The sequence below is a fragment of the Vitiosangium sp. GDMCC 1.1324 genome (assembly GCF_003044305.1).
In the GTDB taxonomy this organism is placed as follows: Bacteria; Myxococcota; Myxococcia; order Myxococcales; family Myxococcaceae; genus Archangium.
Genome location: NZ_PZOX01000032.1, coordinates 68,312 through 88,579, shown reverse-complemented (window position 1 = coordinate 88,579; position 20,268 = coordinate 68,312). Strand labels below are relative to the sequence as shown.

Genomic DNA, 20,268 nt, shown 5'->3' with positions numbered 1-20,268 from the left:
GGTGGCACGCTCCCGCCCCAGCGGCGGGAGCAGGCCCCCTTCACTCAGGGAGCCGTGCCAGGCGCCTCCGGCTCGCCCGCCTCGGAAGCGCTGGCGGGTGCCGGCTTCTCGGGACTGGCGGACTTCTTGGCGCCCTGCGCCGCCTGCCGCGCCTGCTCGCGGGCCCGCTGGGCCACCTTTGGCGTGGGCGCGAGAATCATGAACATCAGGCGCCCTTCCATGCGGGGTGGCTGCTCCACCACCGCCACTTCCTTCAGGTCCTTCGCCACGTCTTCCAGGATGGCGGTGCCCTGCTCCTTGTGGGTGATCTCCCGCCCTCGGAACTGGATGACGACCTTCGCCTTGTTCCCCTCTTCCAGGAACCGGCGCATGTTGCGGACCTTGAACTCGTAGTCGTGCTCTTCCGTCTTCGGACGGAGCTTCACTTCCTTGAGCTCGACCTTGAGCTGCGCGCGCTTCGTTTCCGAGGCCTTCTTCTTCTCCTCGTACTTGAACTTGCCGTAGTCCATGATCTTGCAGACCGGTGGACTGGCCATGGGGCTGATCTCGACGAGATCGAGACCCTCGGACCGGGCGCGCTCCAGGGCTGCCTCGAGCGGCATGACTCCGAGCTGCCCGCCGTCAGAACCCACGACCCGGACCTCTCGAGCGCGGATACGACGGTTGGTCCTCTGGTCGCGGCTACCGCCGCGGCTGCTTCTCTGTTCGCGAATAATGTGACGCTCCTTCGTAATGGGTTTCAGGCCTGACCCTTCAAAGGTGGGACAGGTCACTGCGGTACGGCAGGGTGACGGGTGCGGATGCGAGGCAGCCCGCCCGCCTCGAATCCGCGCCTGACAGGGGAGGACTCCCTGAGGAGTGCCTCCGGATGCCCGCTCGCTCGGTAGGAGGAAAGGCCCCAGGCGACTCTCCCTGACCTGGAGCGGCAACGCCAGGGATAACGCCCGGCCACCGCGCCCGCCGCGAAACCCGGCCGCCCAAGCGAACCCGGAGTGGGTACGCTCCGGGCGCCGGTTCACGGAAGGTAGGAGGCCCCATGATCGAGAGCACCCCGTCCCGCCCCGTCCAGTTCCTACGGACGGCGCTGGCCGCGAGCTGGTCCATGCTCTCCCTGGTGGTGTTCATTCCCCTGGCCCTGGTGGCGCTACCGGTGGATCGCCGGCAGCGAGTGCATGACGTGTGCTCCATCCTCTGGGCCCGAGGCATCCTCGCGCTGCTGGGCGTGAGGCTGGTGGTGCGAGGCGCGGAGCGGGTCTCCCGGGACGAGCGATACATCATCGTCGCCAACCACCAGAGTCTGCTGGACGCGGCGGTGGTGGTGGCGGCGCTCCAGCCGCTCACGCCCGTGCGCATGGTGGCCCGGCGCAATGCCTTCCGGGTTCCGCTCATCGGGTGGGGCATGCGGCTGTTCGGTCATATCTCGGTGGATCCCCGCAGTATCCGCGCATCGCTGCCCGGCCTACAGCAGGCGCAACAGCAGGTGGCGAGGCGCTGGTCCATTCTCTTCTTCCCGGAGGGCGGGTACAGCCCGGATGGGAGGATGCGTCCGTTCTACAACAGCGCGTTCCACATCGCCGCGCGAGGGGGTGTACGCGTGGTGCCCGTCACCCTCTCCGGCACCTTCGACATCCTCCCCCAGCACCTCACCGTCCCGGTCCGGGGGGGCGACGTCCTCGTCACCCTGCACCCGCCCGTGGGGCCGCTGGAGCAGACCCACGAGGCGGCCCTGGCGGCATCGGCGGCGTGCCACCAGCTCGTCGAGGCGGCGCTCCCTCGCCCCTGAGTCCGGAGCCTCTCGGAGGCCCCCGCCGGTTGTCACACCCGCGTGCCGGTGAGCTGCCCGGAGGCGATGGCCTCGGAGATGGCCCGGCGCTTCAGCTTCCCGCTCGTCGTCTTGGGCAGCAGGCCCGGAGCCACCAGCAGCACGTAGTCGATGGCGATGCCGTGGGCCCGCAGCCGCTCGCGGATGCTCTCGCCCAGCGGGCCCTGCGCCTCGGGCTCCAGCTTCGTCTCCGCCAGCACGTACACCTGCTCCGTCTGCCGGTGCTCGGAGCGCACCCCCACGGCCGCCACGCACCCGGCGCGCACGCCCTCCACCTCGGAGGCAATCTCCTCGAGGATGGAGGGGATCAGGTTGTGCCCCCCCTTGATGATGAGCTCCTTCTTGCGCCCGGTGATGAAGAGCGTCCCGTTCGCCAGGTAGCCCAGGTCTCCCGTCCGCAGCCAGCCCTTCTGCAGACAGGCCGCCGTCAGCTCCGGCTCGCGGTAGTAGCCCTCCATCAGCGTCGCCGAGCGCACCAGAATCTCTCCTTGCGTCCGCTCGGGCACGGGCTGCTCGTTCTCGTCCACCAGGCGCAGGCCGGTGTGGGGAATGGGGCGACCCACCCCCGTCAGCTCCAGGGCACCCAAGCCTCCGGTGGACGGCACCGCGCGGCCCTCGCGCTCCAGCGTGGCCCGGTCCACCCGGTCCACCACCGTAGGCGCCAGCTTCTCCGGGAACGTTACGGCCACCGTGGCCTCGGCCAGGCCGTACACCGGGAAGAAGGCCTCCGCCCGGAAGCCGCACGGCAAGAACCGGTCCGAGAAGCGCCGCAGCAGCTCCGGCGAGATGGGCTCCGCGCCGATCATCGCCACCTCCCACGCGCTCAAGTCCAGCCCCGCCTCCTTCGCCCGGTTGGCCAGTCCCAGGCAGATGGCATAGGCGGAAGGAGGCGCCGCGCAGATGGTGGCCCGGAACTGGCTCATGGCCTCCAGCCAGCAGAACGGCCGCTGCCGGAAGTCCAGCGGCGAGAGCAGGTGCGCCGGGAAGTTGTTGAAGAGCGGGAAGAGCAGCCCGCCCAGGAGCCCCATGTCGTGGTGCAGCGGCAGCCAGGACACCGCCGCCGCGTTCGCGGGGGATGGGAGCGCCTGGCTCATCGCCGCCATGTGCAGCATCACCCGCTGGTGCGAGAGCACCACGCCGCGCGGGTGGCTCGTACTGCCGCTGGTGAGCTGCACCAGGCACGGCCCGAGCGCCGCATCCGGCTCGGGCCGGAACGTCGTCCCCCGGCCCTCCTGCACCAGCGTGTCGGCGACGATGAGCGGGAGGCTCTCGTCCTCGCTGGCCATGCCCGCCAGCGCGCCCGAGAGCACCAGGGCCCGCGCATCCAGCTTGCGCGCCGTGCTTCGCAGTTGCTCCAGATACGCGTCGAGGTCCGCCAGCCGGTACGGGACGCCCAGGATGCTCGGCACCGCGCCCAGCGCCCACACCCCGAACAGGGTGCTGACGGAGGCATGCACCTCGGGGACGAGCAGCAGCACGCCGTCTCCAGGACGCACCCCGCGGGAGTGGAGTGCGGCGGCCACCGCTCGGGCCTCCTCCCACGTCTCGCCCCAGGTGCGCGGCAGCCAGCCGTCCTCTTCCTTGTAGCGGATGGCCAGCTTGTCTCCCTGCGACTGCGCCCGGGCCCGTAGCAGCCCGGCCAGCGTCCTCGGCGCGCTCACTTCGCGTCCCCGGGAATGGGCCAGCCGGCCACGTGCACCTTCGGCGGCCCCTTGGTGGCCAGGAGCATGTACTCCAGCGCCGTGCGCCGCGCGAACGACACCTTGGCCACCGTCATGTAGCCCTGCAGCACGCGGGAGAAGCCCGGTGCGAGCGCCTCGATCCGGTCGCGGTTCGCACGCACGTTGTTGATCCAATGCCCCAGCGTCTGCACGTACGAGCTGGTCAGGTCCTCCACGTGCAGCAGGTCCAACCCCGCGCGCCCGATGAGGGCCAGCTCCTCCGAGAGGCTGAGCAGCCGGCAGTAGCCCATGGCGGTGACGAAGATGTAGCGCGTGGCGCTGCTGTCGCGGTCCCCTCGCGCCTGCTCCGGGAAGTAGCAGTCGGAGATGAACAGCCGGCCGCCGGGCTTCAAGGTGCGCGCCACCAGTTGGTGGATGACCTCCCGGTTGTGCATGTGGACGATGCTGCCGGAGAAGAGCACCACGTCGTAGCTCTCCGGCGCGGGGGCCAACTCCTCCACATGCGTCAGGTCCACCCGCACGCGATCCGCCACGCCCCAGTCCCTGGCGCGCTGGAGCGCCACCTCGCGCTGCTTGCTGCTCAGGGTGATTCCGTGGAACTGCCCCTGGGTGTGCTGTGCCAGGTACAGGAGCAAGCTCCCCCAGCCGCAGCCCACATCCAGCACCTTCTCTCCGGGTTGGATGTTCAGCTTGGCCGCCACGCGGGCGAACTTCCGCGCCTGGCCCGTCTCCAGGTCCTCGTCCGGCGACACGAAAACGCCGGTCGAGTACGCCAGCCGCTGGTCGAGCACCATGCTGAAGATCTCCGGGTGGTGCTCGTAGTGCTGCGCGACCTCGCGAGCCTCATGGGCCCGCTGCTCCTCCGGGGTGCGCTGGGCGGCGACGCGCTCGTCGGGGTGCCGCGGCTCCAGGGGCAACGCGGTCATCCGGCCCTCCGCTTCTGGAGGTCGAGCTGCGCGGCGACGAAGCGCGCCAGGTCCTCCACCGTCTGGAGGTTCGCCTCGGCGGGAGACGTCATCTCCGGCATGGCGAAGCGGAAGCGCTCCTCCAGGGCGATGTTGATCTCGATCATCGCCAGCGAGTCGATGCCGAGCCCGCTCTCCAGCGAGGCCGTGAGGGGAACCTGCTCCACCGGGCGACGGAGGGCGCCAGCGATGATGGCGCGCACCTCCCGGCCGATCTCGTCGATCGGGATGTTGGATGCCATGTTGCACTCCCGCGGTTGGCCCTGGGCTCCAGCAGCGCGGAGGCCCTCGTGCCGATTGAAGCCCTCGACGTTAGGCGGCGGCGTCGGAGGCTGGCAACCACGGGAGACGGCTCAGGGCTGCGTCATCGCCGCCTTCGTGCCCGGCGCTGCGGGCGTTCCGGCGACCTCCTCGGAGGAAGGCTCCTCTTCCGAGGACTCCTCTTCCGCGGGGGACTCCTCCACGGGGGGCGTGGCCTCGTCCTTGACCGGAGCCAGGGAGCCCGGAGGCAGGCGCGCCAGACCCAGACGCATGGCCTCGCGGCCGAGCCAGGTGGCCCGGATGCGCCAGATGGGGTCGTTGACGATGAGGGCGGCCACCGCCACCTTCGGGTTGTCCTTGGGCGCGAAGCCCACGAACCACGAGTAGTCCCGGAAGGGCGAGCGATCCGCCAGCGTCCCCGTCTTGCCCACGGCGCCGGGCACACCCATGCCCCGCTCGCGGAAGATGCGGTGCGCGGTGCCCTTGGTCACCGTGGCCTCCATGAGGGTCGTCAGGTCTCGAGCCACCTCGGGGGACAGCACCTGCTCGCCGGGCGGGGGCGGCGCGTTCGGGTCGGGCTCGAAGAGGATGGGATCCTTCCAGACGCCCTTGTTGGCCGCCACGCACGCCAGCAGCGCACCGTGCAGCGGTGAGAGGTACACGTCTCCGAAGCCGGCGCCCGTCTGGGCGAACCGGAACGCGTCTCCCTCCGGCACGGAGGCGAGCGACACGTCCATGGGCACCGGGAAGGAGATCTCCCGGTTGAAGTGGAAGCGGGCCGCGGCGCGCTTCAGCGCATCGGGAGACAGGTAGCGGTGCGTCAGCTTGGCGAAGATGACGTTGGCGCTCTTGCCCATGGCCTCGGCCAGCGAGTGGCACTGGCTGTCGCGCGCGCTGTCCTCCAGCAGCTTCTCGGAGAGCCGCCGCTTGCCGCCGTGGAAGCACGTCTCGGCCATGGGGGTAACGCCGGCCTCGAGCAGGGCGGAGCCAGTGATGATCTTGAAGACGCTCGCCGCGGGGAAGGCGGCGCGCGTGGCCAGCCCGCGCAAACCCGGCTGTGCCTGGGAGTGCTCGGCCATGGCGAGCACGCGGCCCGTGGAGGGCTCCAGCACCACCGCCGCCCCGTAGGGCACCCGGTATTCCGTGAGGATGTTGGTGAGCTGGGACTGGAGCGTCGGGTCGATGGTGAGGGGCACGTCACCCTTGGGCCCCGGCACCACCAGCCGCCCCTGGGCATTCTTCCTGGCCCGGGCCAGCACGTCCTGCTTCGCGGACAGCGAGCGCAGGTGGGACATGGGAGGATCCTGCTCGCGCGAGGGAACCGGCACGGGCGGGACGAGCCCCAGCATCACCCCGGCATCGGTACCGCCCGCCGCCTCGGCCCCTGCCGCCTCGGCTACTTGGGAGTCAGGCGTCCCGGCGTCCGGGAGAGCGGCCTCGGCCAGCGGCGCCGTCCCTCCATCCAGGGTGGTGCCCTCGTCCGCGCCGACGAGGAGGAAAAGCAAGGGGAGGATCAGCGTCGCGGGGAGGGCTCGGGAGAGCGTCATGCGGAACCGTCGCGAGGGTGGGGGTTGTGGGGGGTGGGCATGGTACCCGCCCCAACCGGGACGTCCATTCCTCCGTGCGAGTTCCCTTGGAGGGCGAGAATCCTGGCGAGCCCCCGCTGGGCCCGATAGGGTCCACCCGCCTTGAATGTCTTGAATGAGACCGCAGTGATCTGGAGCGCCGAGTGCCGCCGCACGCTGCGCAGTTCGCGCGTGGTGGCGCTGCTGGGGCTCTACAGCCTGTTCACCGTGGGGGTCTTCCTGCTGGTGGCCCTGTTCCGCTCGCTGGCCCAGCAACTGACCCAGTCCGGGATGCTCTCCACCACCGAGGAGATGCCGGTCTCGGTCCTGGGGGTCTTCTACCTCAGCCTCTTCTTCCTGCCCCTGTACGTGGCGCTGATGGGGTTCGATCAGATCAGCGGAGAGGTGGGCCCGCGCTCCATCCGCTACCTCACCGTACGAGCCCGCCGCACGTCGGTGCTGCTGGGCAAGTTCCTGGCGCAGGCCACGATCCTCCTGGTGCTCGTATACCTGCTCGACCTGGCGCTCTGCGTCTACGCCTGGGTCACGACACCGGGCTTCGGCGCGGCGACCTTCGCGCTGAACGTGCTCCGGTTCTGGCTGGCCTCCACGGTCTTCTCCGTGGCCTTCCTGGCGCTCACCTCGCTCTGCTCCTCCCTCACGCCCACCTCCTCGGTGAGCCTGATCTCCAACTTCGGAGTGCTCCTGCTCTCCTTCGTCCTCTGGCTGACGGCCTTCTGCGACCCGGCCAACCCGGCGCGCTACCTGCGCTTCCTCTCGCCGTTGAGGTACTCGCTGAGGCTGATCTACCCGGATGCGGCGCAGGTCGCCGGAGGCGTGGCGGCCTATGTCGTCTTCACGGCGCTGTTCCTCGGCAGCGCCCTCTACGTCCTGCGCACGAGGGACCTGTGAGCGAGCCAGCCATCGAGCTCATCGAGGCCACCCGGCGCTTCGGCCCCAAGGTGGCGGTGGATGGAGTGAGCCTCACCGTGAGCCGCGGCCAGGTGTACGGCCTCATCGGCCCCAACGGCGCGGGGAAGACGACCACCTTCTCCATGATGTGCGGCTACCTCCGGCCCACGGGAGGCAGCCTGCGGGTGATGGGGGTCAACCCCACCGAGGATGGGGCCCTCAAGGGGAAGCTCGGCGTGCTGCCCCAGGACGCGGTGCTGCCCGGTGGCTGGAAGGTGGGGCCACTCCTCACCTACTGGGCGCGGCTGAGTGGCCTGGACAAGCCCGAGCAGGAGGCGCGCGGCGCGCTCGAGAAGGTGGGCCTCACGGAAGCATGGGGCGTGGAGACGCACGCGCTGTCCCACGGCATGGCCAAGCGCACGGCCCTGGCACAGGCCCTCATGGGCAGGCCGCCGCTGATCCTGCTCGATGAGCCCACCGCCGGGTTGGATCCGCGCATCGCCAACCAGGTGCGGCAGGTCATCCACGACATGCGGGGTCAGCACACGGTGGTGGTCTCCAGCCACAACCTCCAGGAGCTGGAGCAGCTGTGCGACGCGGCGGCCATCCTGGACCGGGGCAGGCTGGCCCAGGCGGGCACCATGGCCGAGCTCACCAGCCAGGCCTCCGAGTTCCACGTCCAGATCGCCCGGGGCACCGTCATCGCGCCGGAGCTCCAGGCCCTGCCCGGCGTCACCTCGGCGCGCATGGAGGGCGAGACGCTGCTGCACGTCCGCTTCGACGGACAGACCCACCAGCCCGAGGAGGTCATCAGCCGCGTCGTGGGCCACCTCCTGCAGACGGGGGTGCTCATCCTGAGCGTGTCGCGGGGCCGGCGGCTGGAGGAGCGGGTGCTGCAGCTCACCTAGGGGGCGGGAGCCCTGGCGGAAAATCCCCCGGAAATTCCCAGGTGAAACTCCGGGGCGGCTCGTGTCACCACCGGGCGGATGCAGACCCGCTTCTCCTCACGCCCCTCCGCCCGCCTTGCGGACCCAGGCCACCCACGCCGCGCCGCGTTGCTCCAGGCTGAGCAGCGCATGGCCGGTGGCCTCGCACCAGGCGGGCAGATCCTGCTGGACGCCGGGGTCCGTGGCCACGAGCTCCACGAGCGTGCCCGGTGCCACCCGGCGCACGGCCTTGGCGATCTCCAGGATGGGGACGGGGCAGTAGGTCCCCGAGGCGTCCACGCGCACGTCCGGCTGCATGGCCTCAGTGTAAGGCCCGGCGTTCGCGTCCCACCGGGGGAATTTTCGCCAAAAAACATTGTGTTTTCGGGGCCCTGGGTGGCGTCATCACCCTGGCCGGTCACGCCTGCCTCGTCTTGCGTGCTCGGAAGGGGCTCTGTTATCACCCGCGCCCTGCTGATTTGACCAAGGCCCGGAATCGCAGTCGGACCTGACGACGTACCTTAGGAGCTGAACAGACTCATGAAACCCAATGTGCTCGTGGCCCTGGTGTTGGGCCTGATCCTGGGATTCGTTGGTGGCCGTGCCTTCACTGGCGGCTCCACGAACACCGCCGCTGCCAACAAGCCCGCCGCCGCCGCCAACGCCCCCAAGCCGGGTGGCCGCGCGGTGGACCCCACCGTCTTCAAGGTCCCCATCGACGGCTCGCCCCTGAAGGGCAGCTCGGACGCGCTCGTCACGCTCGTCGAGTTCTCCGACTACCAGTGCCCGTTCTGCTCCCGCGCGAACGCCACGGTGGATCAGCTCCAGAAGGACTACGGCAACAAGCTGCGCGTCATCATGAAGGAGAACCCGCTCTCCTTCCACCCGCGCGCCAAGCCCGCCGCGATGGCCGCCCTGGCCGCCGGTGAGCAGGGCAAGTACTGGGAGTTCCACGACAAGCTGTTCGCCAATAACAAGGCGCTCGAGGACGCGGACCTGGAGAAGTACGCGACGGACATTGGCCTGGACCTCACCCGCTGGAAGGCGGACCTGACCAACCCCAAGCTGTCCGCCGTCATCGACCGTGACCAGGCCCTGGCCGGCAAGCTCGGCGCCAACGGCACCCCGGCCTTCTTCATCAACGGCCGCTTCCTCTCTGGCGCGCAGCCCATCGAGAACTTCAAGTCGCTGATCGACGAGGAGATGGGCAAGGCCGAGGCCCTGACGCGCTCGGGGACCCCCGCGGGCCAGGTGTACGCCGCCATCATCGCCAAGGGTGTGGACGCCGCTCCCAAGCCCGCGCAGCCCCAGCAGCAGGCGCCGGCCCAGGCCTACCGCAAGGTGGACGTGCCGGCTGACTCCGCCGCCTTCGGCCCGAAGAACGCCAAGGTGACGATCGTCGAGTGGTCCGACTTCCAGTGCCCCTTCTGCAGCCGCGTGGCTCCCACGCTCAAGCAGATCAAGGAGACCTACCCCAACGACGTGCGCGTGGTGTTCCGCCACCAGCCGCTGTCCTTCCACGCCAACGCCAAGGCCGCCGCCGAGGCCGCCGAGGCCGCCCATGAGCAGGGCAAGTTCTGGGAGATGCACGACAAGCTGTTCGCCAACCAGGGCTCGCTGGATCGCGCCACGTTCGAGAAGCACGCCCAGGACCTGGGTCTGAACCTGGCCAAGTTCAAGGCCGCGCTCGACTCGGGCAAGTTCCGCGCGAAGGTGGAGGCGGACTCGGCCGCTGGCTCCGCGGTGGGTGCCAACGGGACCCCGACCTTCTTCATCAACGGCCGCGAGTTCGTGGGCGCCCAGCCCTTCGACAACTTCAAGAAGATCATCGACGAGGAGAAGGCCCGCGCGGAGAAGCTGCTGGCCTCCGGCACCAAGGCGGATGAGCTGTACGCGAAGGTGATCGAAGAGGGTCTGAAGCTCAATGGCGCCGCGCCCGCGGCCCCGGCCGAGCCGGCGGTGCAGAACATCGAGGTGGGTAGCGCTCCGGTGAAGGGCCCGAAGAACGCCCCCGTCACCATCGTGGCCTTCTCCGACTTCGAGTGCCCCTTCTGCGGCCGCGTGATTCCGACGCTCAACCAGATCGAGACCGAGTACAAGGGCAAGGTGCGCGTGGCCTTCAAGCACTCGCCGCTGCCCTTCCACGCGAACGCGAAGCCCGCCGCCATGGCCGCGATGGCCGCCAACGAGCAGGGCAAGTTCTGGGAGTACCACGACAAGCTGTTCGCCAATCAGCGGGCCCTGGATCGCGCCTCGCTTGAGAAGTACGCCCAGGAGCTGGGCCTGAACATGGGCCAGTTCAAGGCCGCGCTGGACAGCAACAAGTACGACGCGCAGCTGTCCGCGGACATGGCCGAGGCCTCCCGCGTGGGCGTCAACGGTACCCCCAGCTTCTTCATCAACGGCCGCTCGGTCGTCGGTGCGCAGCCCTTCGCTGCCTTCAAGAGCATCATCGACGAGGAGCTGAAGAAGAAGGGCGGCTCGGTGGTGGCGGACCAGAAGTAGTCCCCGCCGCCTCCCACGAGGCGCTCGGATGAAGAAGGCCGTCGGACCGAAGCGGGTCCGGCGGCCTTTCTCTTTTCCCGCTCAGTGCACCGTCCGGGTGCGCGGCGCCTCTTCTTCGTCAGCCCGCTCGCGGGGACCTTCACCGCCCGCGAGCAGCGCGAGGAGATCCTTCGTCGTGAGCCGCGCCGCCATGTCGGTGCCCTCGAGCACGCCCGCGACGAGCGCCCGTTTGTCCGAGTGCAGCGAGAGGATCTGCTCCTCGATGGTTCCCCGCGCGATCAACCGGTACACCGTCACCGGCCGCGTCTGCCCGATGCGGTGTGCGCGATCTGTCGCCTGATCCTCGACGGCGGGATTCCACCAGGGCTCCAGGTGGATGACGTAGTCCGCGGCGGTGAGGTTGATGCCGGTGCCGCCCGCCTTCAGCGAGATGAGGAAGAGCTCCCCCTCTCCATTCTGGAAGGCGGTAATCCGCTTCGCGCGGACCCCGGCCGGGGTGGAGCCATCGAGGTAGAGGTACGTGAACCCCGCGCGGTCCAGCTCTTCCCGGACGAGCGCCAGGTGCGAGGTGAACTGGCTGAAGACGAGCGCGCGGTGCCCCTCGCTGCGCAGCTCCTCGAGGAGCTCGATCAGGCGCCGCATCTTCGAGGACGCGAGGGGGGACTCGGCGTCGTACAGGCGCGGGTGCGAGGCGAGGAGGCGCAGCCGGGTGAGCGCCGCGAGCACCTCGAAGCGCTGCTGCTCGTTGCGGACTTCCCTGCCCTGCTCACCGAGCTCGGCGACGGCCGCCAGACGCGCGTCCTCGTACAGTGCCCACTCCTCCTCGGAGAGCGCGACCGGGACCTGGATCTCCGTCCTCGGAGGCAGCTCGCGCGCCACCTCCTGCTTCGTCCGGCGCAGCAGGAACGGACGGATGACACGGGAGAGCGCCGCTCCGGCTTCGGGATCCTTTCCGCGCTCGATCGGTGCCGCGAAGCGCTCACGGAACTGATCCCAACTCCCGAGCAACCCGGGAAAGACGATGGTGAAGAGGCTCCACAGCTCGCCGAGATGGTTCTCGAGTGGCGTGCCCGAGAGGGCGATCCGGAACCCCGCCTGGAGCTGCCGCGCCGCGCGAGCACGCCGCGTGTTCGGGTTCTTGAGCGCCTGGGCCTCGTCGACGACGAGCGTGCTGAAGGAGATGGCCCCGAGCTGGGCGGCATCGCGCACGAGCAGACCGTAGCTCACGATGAGCACGTCGTTCTTCTTGAGCTTCGCGAGGCACGCCAGCCGATCCGGCTGCTCCGCGTAGAGCACGGGACGAAGCGACGGAGTGAAGCGCTGGGTCTCCTGGATCCAGTTGAAGGCGACGGACGTGGGGGCGATCACCAGCGCGGGACCGAGGCGGGCGCGGTCGAGCAGGATCGCGAGGGCCTGGACCGTCTTTCCGAGTCCCATGTCGTCCGCGAGGCACGCACCGGCGCCCCACGCGGCGACACGGCTGAGCCAGGCGTGTCCTTCCACCTGGTAGTCGCGCAGTACCGCGGCGAGCGAGGCGGGTGGCTTGGGCTTGAGGGAGAGCGAGGTCGCGAGACGCTCGGTCAGCAACTGCCACGCGGGAGGGGTCTCGACATCGGCCCCGGCGTCGAGCAGCGCGCGGATCGCCGGGACGGCGCCCGGAGAGAGCTCCATGCGGTTCTTGCCGACGAAGGTGTGATCCGCCACCGCGAGCAGCCGGTGCCGCAAGGTGTCGCTGAGCTCGACCCAGCGGTTCGCATCCATGCGCACGAAGCGCTTCTGTCTCCGGGCCGCATCGAGCAGCACCGCCAGCTCGAGCCTCCCCGCCTCGATCTTCAACTCTCCCGAAACGCCGAACCAGTCGCGCTTGCGCTCGATCTGCACCTTCAGCTCTTCGAGACCGGGCGATGAAGAAATGAAGGGCTTCTGGTCGAGCCACTCGACCTCGAGCCCTGGCGGAGGCTTCTGGAGCGCGGCGATGAGCTCCAGCGCGGCGTCGGTGTCGCCGATCTGGAAGCAGAACGTCGGACCCTCCTCGGCCCCAGCGAGCGGAAGCGAGGTCAGCGCGGCACGGGCCCGCTCCTCCTCGAGCATCAACTTGCGGCGGACGTAGCCACGCTCACCGCCTCGGGCGAGCAGCACATCACGCGGCCCGGTCCCGGGCAGGAACAGCGGCGCGCCCGGTCCGGGGCGCACGAGCAGCTCCAGCTCGAGGGACACATCGGGAAGAAGGCGGAGCCGGACGACGGTCGTCATCTCCGACGGAAGCTCCCGGCCCTTGAGGGTGTTCGGCACGACGAGGGGAAGCCGCGCTTCCAGCCGCGAGAGCCGCTCGAGCAGTTGCTCGTGGCTCTCCGGTGGGAACCGGTCGCCGTGCTTCTCGAGCACGGTCCACACCTGGCGCGCCTCGTCATTGACGTCGATGAGCAGGCATCGGCCCCGCTGCTCCTCGACCGTGAAGAGCGGCTCGCCCGGCACGAACGAACGAAGCAGGGACGCGAGCAGCTTCGGGTTGAAGCGCTCTCCCTCGATCGACGGCTCGAGGTGGATGTGGTCCTCCGCCGCGAGCGCGGTGAAGCCAAGACGCACGCGCGTCACCTCGATGGGCTCCTCGGGACGCAGGTCGAGCGCCACGCGCGGATGCCCCACCAGTGCGATGAACGCCCGTGAGGGGTAGGTGCCCGCGGCACGAGAGGCGGGCGCCCAGGACGCGAGCTGCTCCGCGATGCGGAGATCCGCCTCCGAGAGCAACTCCCGGTGCTCCTCGAGCAGACGAGCCGCCGTCATCCGGGCCCCCGGGCTGAGCATGCCGCGGCGGGTCTGCTTCTTCACGAGCGGCGACACCGTGAGCGTCCCGAGCTCATGCTCGATGCACCACCAGACCTCGATGGACGCGCGGGGCTTCGCCGCTTTGACCTCGAACAGCTCGAGCTCCTTCAGCGCCCGGGCCCAGTTCGGACGAAGCAGCTCCTCCGCCATGGCCCGCGCCTCCGCGACGCGGGAGGGCACCTCGAGGACGTCGAGCGTCGTGTCGATCAGCGCGAGCGCATGGGAGCACCCCCGAAACCGCGGCGAGCAGCTGCACTCGATTCGGGCCTCGCCGCCGCCGTCGAAGGTCAGCCGAGAGAGGGGGGCGACCGTGCTGTAGTCGGGGCCCGAGCGCACCATGCGATCGCGCTCCTTCCACGAGAGGGTGCACATCGAGGCGTCGAAGGCCCACGTTCCCGCGGCTCGCCCCTCCCGCGAGCGAGGGAAGGCCTGTGCCCGAACGGCACGGCGGGCCTCGAGCAGGCGAGCCCAGAGCGGAGCAATCGAGGCGTCGGCGTGCACCTCGCGGCGGCCGCGCTCCTCCTCGAGGCCCCGCTGGACGGACGCCGCCTCTTGATGGAGGTACGCCCATGCCGCCTCGGCGAGCGCGGTCTCGAGTCCCTTGCCCCGCGCGCCAGCGTAGCGGCTCGAGCCCTCCTTCGAGCCGACATCGCGCACCGCGAGTCCGCCGAGCGCGTGCCGGAGCCCGTTTCGCTGGGCCTCGTTGAGCGGCAGCTCCGAGAACAGGACCTCGGCGGAGAGGGCGAGCGCATACGAGACGAAGTGGGCCTCCGCCCAGACCTCGAGCTCCTTGCGGGTCGAGAAGAAAAGCGCGTCAGGGGGCACGGCCTGCTCCGGTCACGAATGCTCAATCCAGGGGGAGGGTTGGGTGAGGGAGGTCTCCCCCACCCTCGCGCCCATCAGGACACGGCGATGGCGTCGATCTCCACCTTGGAGCCGCGGGGGAGCGCGGCCACCTGCACGGTGACGCGAGCCGGGGGCGCGCCGGTGAAGTAGCGGCCGTAGACCTCGTTGACCTTGGTGAAGTCGTTCAGGTCGGTGAGGAAGATGGTGCTGCGCACCACGTGGGAGAAGTCCAGGCCGGAGGCCTTCAGCACCGCGCTCAGGTTCTTCATCACCTGCTCGGCCTGGTCGATGACATCTCCCTGGACGATCGTCATCGTCTTCGGGTCCAACGGAATCTGTCCGGAGAGGAAGGTCATCTTCCCGGCGTCCACCTGCACCGCCTGCGAGTAGGGGCCAATCGCCTTGGGCGCGTCGTCGGAGTGCACAACCTTGCGAGCCATGAATTCACCTCGGGGGGTGAGGCGGCCGGGAGTGGCCGCGCGTCCGCGGCGGCTCTACCACCTGACCGGCGGGCGGCCAACCCCTCGGAGCCCTGGCACGAAGATGGATGACACATGGGGTGAACCCCCCTCTCCGCGAGGGAGAGGCGGGTCCCCTCAGATGCGCTCGACGGAGTAGACGCCCGGGAGGCGCTCGATGGTGCGCATCAGGTCGGTGAGCTGCTTGAGGTCGGAGATGGTGACCTCGAAGGTGTTCACCGCGCGGTCATCTCCGGTGGCCCGGCAGTTGGCCTGGGAGATGTTGACGCCCTTCTTGGAGAAGGTGTTGGAGATGTCCGCCAGCAGGCCCGTCCGGTCCGCCGTGAGGACGCGCAGGGTGACCGGGCGCTTGAAGTCGCCGCGCACGTCCCACGACACGTCCACGCGGCGCTCGGGGTCCGTGGCCAGCGCCTTGTCACAGCCCACCGTGTGCACCGTCACGCCGCGGCCGCGGGTGATGAAGCCGGCGATGGGGTCTCCCGGCACCGGGTTGCAGCACCGCCCGAAGCGCACCAGCACGTCGTCCACGCCGCCGATCTGCACCCCGCTGCTGTTCTGCTTCCCCACCAGCTTCTTGGCGAAGTCGGTGACCCGGGACAGGCCCGGCAGCATGCTGCTGCTGGAAGTGGCCGCCTGGCTCTCCGCCGCATGCGAGCCCTTGCCCTCCCCCGAGGAGGCCGCCAGCTTCTCCGGAGGAACCACGCGGGTGATGACCTGGTTGGGCACCACCTTGCCGTAGCCCAGGGCCACCAGCAGATCGTCCTCGGTCCGGTAGCCGAGCTCCTCGCAGACCTTCTTCAGCTCGCCGTTCTTCAGCAGCCGGTTGAAGTTGAGCTGGTAGCGCTTGAGCTCGCGCTCCAGCAGCTCGCGGCCCAGCTGAAGGCTCTTGTCGCGCTGCTGCTGCTTGATGAAGGCGCGGATGCGCTGCTGGGCGCGGCTCGTCTTGACGAAGGTGAGCCAGTCCTTGGACGGGTGCGCCTGGGGGCTGGTGAGGACCTCGATCGTGTCACCGTTCTTCAGCTTGTAGCGCAGCGGGACGATCTTCCCGTTCACCTTGGCGCCCACGCACCGGCCGCCCACGTCCGAGTGGATGGCGTAGGCGAAGTCCACCGGCGTGGCGCCTCGCGGCAGGCTCTTCACGTCACCCCGAGGCGTGAAGACGAAGACCTCGTCGGTGAAGAGGTCCACCTTCACCGTCTCCAGGAACTCCTTGGGGTCCTTGAGGTCCTGCTGCCACTCCATGAGCTGGCGCAGCCAGGCGAACTTCTCGTCGTCCTTGCTGACGGAGACCGCCTTGCCCTCCTTATAGGCCCAGTGCGCCGCGATGCCCTCCTCGGCCACCTTGTGCATGTCCGGGGTGCGGATCTGCACCTCGATGCGCTCGCCCAGCGGCCCCACCACCGTGGTGTGCAGCGACTGGTACATGTTGGGCTTGGGGATGGCGATGAAGTCCTTGAAGCGCCCCGGTACCGGCTTCCACAGCTGGTGCACCAGGCCCAGCGCCTCGTAGCAGCTGGGCACCGCGGGCATGATGATGCGGAAGGCGATGATGTCGTGGATCTGCTCGAACTCGATCCCCTGCGACTTCATCTTCTTGTAGATGCTGTAGACGTGCTTGAAGCGGCCGCTCACGTCGCCCTTCAGGCCCCGCTCCTCCAGCTTCGTCTTGATGAGATTGCTGACGTCCTCGATGTACTTCTCCCGCTCCTTCTTGCGCTTGTTGAGCTTGTCCTGCAGCGCGAGGAAGTCCTGGGGCTTCACGTAGCGGAAGGACAGATCCTCCAGCTCGGTCTTGATCCAGCTGATGCCCAGGCGGTTGGCCAGCGGGGCGTAGATGTCCAGGGTCTCCTGGGCAATGCGCCGCTGCTTCTCCTCGGACATGTGGTCCAGGGTCCGCATGTTGTGCGTACGGTCCGCCAGCTTCACCAGGATGACGCGGATGTCCTGCGCCATCGCGATGATCATCTTCCGGAAGTTCTCCGCCTGCTTCTCCTCCTGGGAGAGGGTCGCGGAGGCGGAGAACTTGGACAGCTTCGTCACCCCGTCGACCAGTTGGGCGACCTCGGGGCCGAACAGCTCGGTGAGCTCCTCGGCGGTGGCGAGCGTGTCCTCGATGGTGTCGTGGAGCAGGCCGGTGACGATGGACGCTTCGTCCAACTTCAACTCGGCCAGGAGCCCGGCGACCTCGAGCGGATGGATGAGGTAAGGCTCACCCGACTTGCGTAGCTGGCCCTGGTGCACCTTGGCCGAGTAGACGTACGCCTTCTTGATGATGTCCAGATCGGGGTCCGGGTGATAGGAGGAGACCCGTTGGAGGATGTCGTTGAGGCGAATCATCGAAGCGTCAGCAATGGTAACTGCCACAACCAGGGGGGGCAACGTCATGCCCTCGGGATTTGCTCGGGATTCGCTTTCGTTGACCCCGCGTCGCGCCCACTTCTAGAGTCGAACCGCCCATGTCACAGCTCCTGCTGTCTGCTCTCGCCGTGGTCTGCCCGAACTGTGACGGGTACAATCCGCCTCGTGCGGAGGTGTGCGCCAGCTGCGGCACCCCGCTGAGCGAGGCACCGGCCACGGCCAGGCCTCCACCTTCCCGGTCCACGCCTGCTTCCTCGGCGGGCAAGCCGGTTTCCGGAGTATCCCGGACTCCGCCGGGTGCCGCCCGCCCGCCCGAGGCCCCGCCCGGCCTGCGTCCGGCCTCCTCTCGGACCCCGCCGCCCATCGCCTCGGCCGGGGGCATCCCCCTGGCCGCCCGGGTTGCTCCGGGAGTGGCGGCGCCTCGGGTTCCGGCCGCTCCCCTGCCCCTGAGCCGCCCCGCCGCGCCCGCTGCAGCCCCTGCCCCTGCACCCAAACCGGCCGCACCGGCCACCGCGCCCGCCGCCGGGGTCCGCCCTCCGGCACCCGCCGCCTCCCGCTTCGGGCTGGCGGTCATCGCCGGCTCGGCCCGGGGCCAGCGCTTCAAGCTGCCCGTCACTGGCTGCACCGTGGGCCGCACCCGGGGCGCCATCCTCTTCGCGGACGATCCCTTCGTCTCCGCCCAGCACGCCACGTTCCTCATCAAGGACAACGTGCTACATGTCCGTGACGAGTCCAGCGCCTCGGGCGTCTACGTCACCATCCCCGCGGCCGAGACGCTCCAGCCCCTGTCCTTCTTCAGCATCGGCCAGCGCCTCTTCCGTTTCCTCGGGAAGCTCGAGGCGCCGCCGCCCCTCGCCGGGCGCCCCACCGTCTATGGTGCTCCGGTACCTCCCGGCCAGCAGGGCGTCTATGGTGTGGAGGAGGTGCTGGTGGGTGGCCGCGCCGGCCGCACGGTCGTCACCTCCGCGCCGCTGTTGACCATCGGGCAGGCCAACTGTGACTTCAGCTTCCCCCAGGAGGAGGGGCTGGCCGGCCGGCACTGCGAGCTGAGCTTCACCGCCACCGGGGCCCAGCTGCGCGATCTCTCCGGAGGCCTCGGCACCTACGTGCGCATCCCCTCGGGGGTGGACCGGCCGCTGCGTCTGGGAGATCGCGTGCGCCTGGGCCAGCACATCGTCCAGGTGGAGCTGGTGGGCTGAGCGCGGCTCCGCGGGACTACCGGCCCGCGTCGAGGGAAGCCAGCGCCGGCTCCTTGCTGAGGATGGTGGCGCGGGCCTTGGAGCCCGGCAGATCCCGCAGGTGGCGCTTCCACCAGCCGCGCGCATCGTCGTGGCTGTCGAGCGCCCAGTACACCTCGCCGAGCATCAGCGACAGCTCCGGAGAGGGATCCAACAAGAAGGCGGAGCGGTACTCGTTGGCGGCCAGGCCCAGGTTGCCGCTCTTGAAGGCGGTGTAGCCCGCCTGCCGCCGCTGCTGCGCCTGCCGCGGATCGCGCTGCTTCACCGGGATGTCCTGCTCGTACGGAGGGATGATGCGGGGGGCCGGTACGTTGGCGCCGGACTCCTGTCCCGGGATGGGCGCGTTCTTCGGAGGGACGAAGGGCTTGTCGTGGGTCTGGTTGCGCCACGTGGTGTAGAACCACCAGGCGACCAGGCCGACCGTGACCAGTGCCAGGGTGAGCACGAAGGCCTTGAGGAAACCGAAGCCGCCTCCGGCGTCGGGCACGGTGGAGACCATCGCCTCGGTCTTGCCGTTGATCAGCGCCTGATCGACGGTGGGCGCCGGAGCCCGCTCGGCGGCCAGGAGGGAGCGCTCGGTGGTGACGCGCTCGGACGGCACGGGACGCGCGGGGGCGAGCGGCACGGGCCCCGAGCGCTCTCCACGCTCACGCTCCGGTGCGGCCCGGCTCGGAGGGGCGAGCTGCGTGCGCTCCGGCGCGGCACGGGACATGGCGGCACCGGGAGGCATCCGCTCGGGCATGGCGCGCACGGTGGCCTCGGACTCGCCGCCCCAACCCGGGTCGGTGACTTCCGTGCTCATGCCACTCGGAGGCGGCGTGGCCCTGCGAGGCAGCGGCGCGAGCACGGGTCCCGCGCCGGCCGCGGCACGCCGGCCGGTGGAGGAGGACGGGTTGGTGCGGCGCTCGCGCTCCTTTTCCACGGCGATCAGCTCGGCCTTGAAGGCCTCCGCGTCCTGCGGCCGATCATCCGGGCTCTTGGAGAGCGTCCGCATGATGAGCCGCTCCATGGCCGGGGAGATGCGGATCTCCGGGCGCTTGCGGGACGGAGGGAGGGGCTCCTCGGTGAGGTGCTTGGTGGCGTACCCCACCGCGGTATCGGACTCGAAAGGGAGCCGGCCGGTGATGAGCTGGTAGAGGATGACGCCCACGGCGTACAGGTCCGAGCGGTGGTCCAGCGTGGCGCCACGCGCCTGCTCGGGAGACATGTACTCGGGGGTGCCGCAGACGAAGCCGGTGCGCGTGAGCGCGGGCCCCTCGCCGTCGCCGTCCTGGATCTTCGCGATGCCGAAGTCGAGCACCTTCACGAAGTCCGGCTCGTTGCGGCGCTGCTCCACCATGATGTTCTCGGGCTTGAGATCCCGGTGGATGACGCCAGCGTTGTGCGCGTCGTAGAGGGCGGAGAGCACCTGGCTGACGATGCGGATGATGCGCGACTCGGGGAGCGGGCCGTCCTTGCTCAGGACGGTGTGCAGGTCCTGCCCCGGGACGAACTCCATCGCGATGAAGAGGGAGCCATCCTCGGTCTGGCCGAAGTCGAGGATGCTGATGGAGTTGGCGTGGTTGAGGCGGCTGGCGGCCTTGGCCTCGCGCTTGAAGCGGGCCACGGTGCGATCGTCGCCGAGCAGCGACTGGCGCAGCACCTTGAGCACCACGAGCTTGTCGAGGGCCACCTGACGGGCACGGTACACCTTGCCCATACCGCCCTCTCCAATGAGGGCTTCCACCTGGTACTTCTGGGCGATGGTGCGGCCGATGTAGTCGTCCTGCTCCGCGCGCGCGAGCGTGGCGCCGCAGGAGAGGCAGAATCTGGAACTGTCACCGGCGTCGGCGCCGCAGCTGGGGCAATGCAAAGGGGGCATCCCGAATGCAGGGGTCGGATGT

The 20,268-nt window shown here is 69.5% G+C and carries 15 protein-coding genes; 5 read left to right on the top strand and 10 right to left on the bottom strand.

From position 1 onward, the window contains the following. Nucleotides 1-44: 44 nt before the first annotated feature. Complete coding sequence (gene infC / locus DAT35_RS52405; protein ID WP_108077070.1) at nucleotides 45-716, bottom strand: translation initiation factor IF-3; 672 nt, start codon at nucleotides 714-716, stop codon at nucleotides 45-47. Between the two features lie 320 nt (nucleotides 717-1,036). Between infC and DAT35_RS52400 the strand changes: the two genes are divergently transcribed. Further along, entirely contained in the window at nucleotides 1,037-1,783 is a 747-nt protein-coding gene (locus DAT35_RS52400; RefSeq protein ID WP_108077018.1) for a 1-acyl-sn-glycerol-3-phosphate acyltransferase, read from the top strand. 32 nt (nucleotides 1,784-1,815) lie between these two features. Here DAT35_RS52400 and DAT35_RS52395 read toward each other — a convergent pair whose 3' ends face one another. The 4 genes from DAT35_RS52395 to DAT35_RS52380 form a co-directional block, all read right to left on the bottom strand. Next, nucleotides 1,816-3,483 carry an AMP-binding protein gene (locus tag DAT35_RS52395; protein ID WP_233262222.1) on the bottom strand — a complete coding sequence of 556 codons (1,668 nt, stop codon included), beginning with the start codon at nucleotides 3,481-3,483 and terminating at the stop codon, nucleotides 1,816-1,818. Then, entirely contained in the window at nucleotides 3,480-4,430 is a 951-nt protein-coding gene (locus DAT35_RS52390; protein ID WP_108077017.1) for a cyclopropane-fatty-acyl-phospholipid synthase family protein, read from the bottom strand. Before DAT35_RS52390 ends, DAT35_RS52395 begins: the two co-directional genes overlap by 4 nt. Beyond that, nucleotides 4,427-4,711 (bottom strand): acyl carrier protein, encoded by a 285-nt coding sequence (locus tag DAT35_RS52385; RefSeq protein WP_108077016.1) that lies wholly within the window; start codon nucleotides 4,709-4,711, stop codon nucleotides 4,427-4,429. The genes DAT35_RS52390 and DAT35_RS52385 overlap by 4 nt, the downstream gene beginning before the upstream one ends. 111 nt (nucleotides 4,712-4,822) lie before the next feature. Then, nucleotides 4,823-6,277 (bottom strand): penicillin-binding transpeptidase domain-containing protein, encoded by a 1,455-nt coding sequence (locus DAT35_RS52380; protein ID WP_108077015.1) that lies wholly within the window; start codon nucleotides 6,275-6,277, stop codon nucleotides 4,823-4,825. Nucleotides 6,278-6,442: 165 nt separating this feature from the next. Between DAT35_RS52380 and DAT35_RS52375 the strand changes: the two genes are divergently transcribed. Beyond that, the gene (locus DAT35_RS52375) at nucleotides 6,443-7,207 is read left to right on the top strand and encodes an ABC transporter permease (protein ID WP_108077014.1); all 765 of its coding nucleotides are present in this window, start codon (nucleotides 6,443-6,445) and stop codon (nucleotides 7,205-7,207) included. Continuing rightward, complete coding sequence (locus tag DAT35_RS52370) at nucleotides 7,204-8,115, top strand: ABC transporter ATP-binding protein (RefSeq protein ID WP_108077013.1); 912 nt, start codon at nucleotides 7,204-7,206, stop codon at nucleotides 8,113-8,115. The genes DAT35_RS52375 and DAT35_RS52370 overlap by 4 nt, the downstream gene beginning before the upstream one ends. A 96-nt stretch (nucleotides 8,116-8,211) precedes the next feature. Here the strand turns inward: DAT35_RS52370 and DAT35_RS52365 are convergent, their stop codons facing one another. Further along, nucleotides 8,212-8,451 carry a sulfurtransferase TusA family protein gene (locus DAT35_RS52365; RefSeq protein ID WP_108077012.1) on the bottom strand — a complete coding sequence of 80 codons (240 nt, stop codon included), beginning with the start codon at nucleotides 8,449-8,451 and terminating at the stop codon, nucleotides 8,212-8,214. A 222-nt stretch (nucleotides 8,452-8,673) separates the two neighbouring features. Between DAT35_RS52365 and DAT35_RS52360 the strand changes: the two genes are divergently transcribed. Then, the gene (locus tag DAT35_RS52360) at nucleotides 8,674-10,638 is read left to right on the top strand and encodes a thioredoxin domain-containing protein (protein WP_108077011.1); all 1,965 of its coding nucleotides are present in this window, start codon (nucleotides 8,674-8,676) and stop codon (nucleotides 10,636-10,638) included. An 81-nt stretch (nucleotides 10,639-10,719) separates the two neighbouring features. Here the strand turns inward: DAT35_RS52360 and DAT35_RS52355 are convergent, their stop codons facing one another. The 3 genes from DAT35_RS52355 to DAT35_RS52345 all read right to left on the bottom strand — a co-directional run bounded on the left by DAT35_RS52355 (nucleotide 10,720) and on the right by DAT35_RS52345 (nucleotide 17,126). Next, on the bottom strand, nucleotides 10,720-14,289 hold the full coding sequence (locus DAT35_RS52355) for a DEAD/DEAH box helicase (RefSeq protein ID WP_233262221.1): 3,570 nt from the start codon (nucleotides 14,287-14,289) through the stop codon (nucleotides 10,720-10,722). 74 nt (nucleotides 14,290-14,363) lie between these two features. Continuing rightward, nucleotides 14,364-14,750, bottom strand: a complete 387-nt coding sequence (locus DAT35_RS52350; protein ID WP_108077010.1) for a RidA family protein — start codon at nucleotides 14,748-14,750, stop codon at nucleotides 14,364-14,366. Between the two features lie 156 nt (nucleotides 14,751-14,906). Further along, nucleotides 14,907-17,126, bottom strand: coding sequence for a bifunctional (p)ppGpp synthetase/guanosine-3',5'-bis(diphosphate) 3'-pyrophosphohydrolase (locus tag DAT35_RS52345; protein WP_108077009.1), 2,220 nt, complete (start codon nucleotides 17,124-17,126; stop codon nucleotides 14,907-14,909). 119 nt (nucleotides 17,127-17,245) lie between these two features. Here DAT35_RS52345 and DAT35_RS52340 point away from each other — a divergent pair, with 119 nt between their 5' ends. Next, nucleotides 17,246-18,346 (top strand): FHA domain-containing protein, encoded by a 1,101-nt coding sequence (locus DAT35_RS52340; RefSeq protein ID WP_108077008.1) that lies wholly within the window; start codon nucleotides 17,246-17,248, stop codon nucleotides 18,344-18,346. Nucleotides 18,347-18,362: 16 nt separating this feature from the next. Here DAT35_RS52340 and DAT35_RS52335 read toward each other — a convergent pair whose 3' ends face one another. After that, the gene (locus tag DAT35_RS52335) at nucleotides 18,363-20,237 is read right to left on the bottom strand and encodes a protein kinase (RefSeq protein ID WP_233262220.1); all 1,875 of its coding nucleotides are present in this window, start codon (nucleotides 20,235-20,237) and stop codon (nucleotides 18,363-18,365) included. Between the last annotated feature and the right edge of the window lie 31 nt (nucleotides 20,238-20,268).

What these genes read in the sequence shown, in the direction of transcription:
- DAT35_RS52400 (WP_108077018.1), top strand. Translation starts at nt 1,037, where the DNA reads ATGATCGAGAGCACCCCGTCCCGCCCCGTCCAGTTCCTACGGACGGCG.
- DAT35_RS52390 (WP_108077017.1), bottom strand. Translation starts at nt 4,430, where the DNA reads ATGACCGCGTTGCCCCTGGAGCCGCGGCACCCCGACGAGCGCGTCGCC.
- DAT35_RS52385 (WP_108077016.1), bottom strand. Translation starts at nt 4,711, where the DNA reads ATGGCATCCAACATCCCGATCGACGAGATCGGCCGGGAGGTGCGCGCC.
- DAT35_RS52380 (WP_108077015.1), bottom strand. Translation starts at nt 6,277, where the DNA reads ATGACGCTCTCCCGAGCCCTCCCCGCGACGCTGATCCTCCCCTTGCTT.
- DAT35_RS52365 (WP_108077012.1), bottom strand. Translation starts at nt 8,451, where the DNA reads ATGCAGCCGGACGTGCGCGTGGACGCCTCGGGGACCTACTGCCCCGTC.
- DAT35_RS52360 (WP_108077011.1), top strand. Translation starts at nt 8,674, where the DNA reads ATGAAACCCAATGTGCTCGTGGCCCTGGTGTTGGGCCTGATCCTGGGA.
- DAT35_RS52350 (WP_108077010.1), bottom strand. Translation starts at nt 14,750, where the DNA reads ATGGCTCGCAAGGTTGTGCACTCCGACGACGCGCCCAAGGCGATTGGC.
- DAT35_RS52345 (WP_108077009.1), bottom strand. Translation starts at nt 17,126, where the DNA reads ATGATTCGCCTCAACGACATCCTCCAACGGGTCTCCTCCTATCACCCG.
- DAT35_RS52340 (WP_108077008.1), top strand. Translation starts at nt 17,246, where the DNA reads ATGTCACAGCTCCTGCTGTCTGCTCTCGCCGTGGTCTGCCCGAACTGT.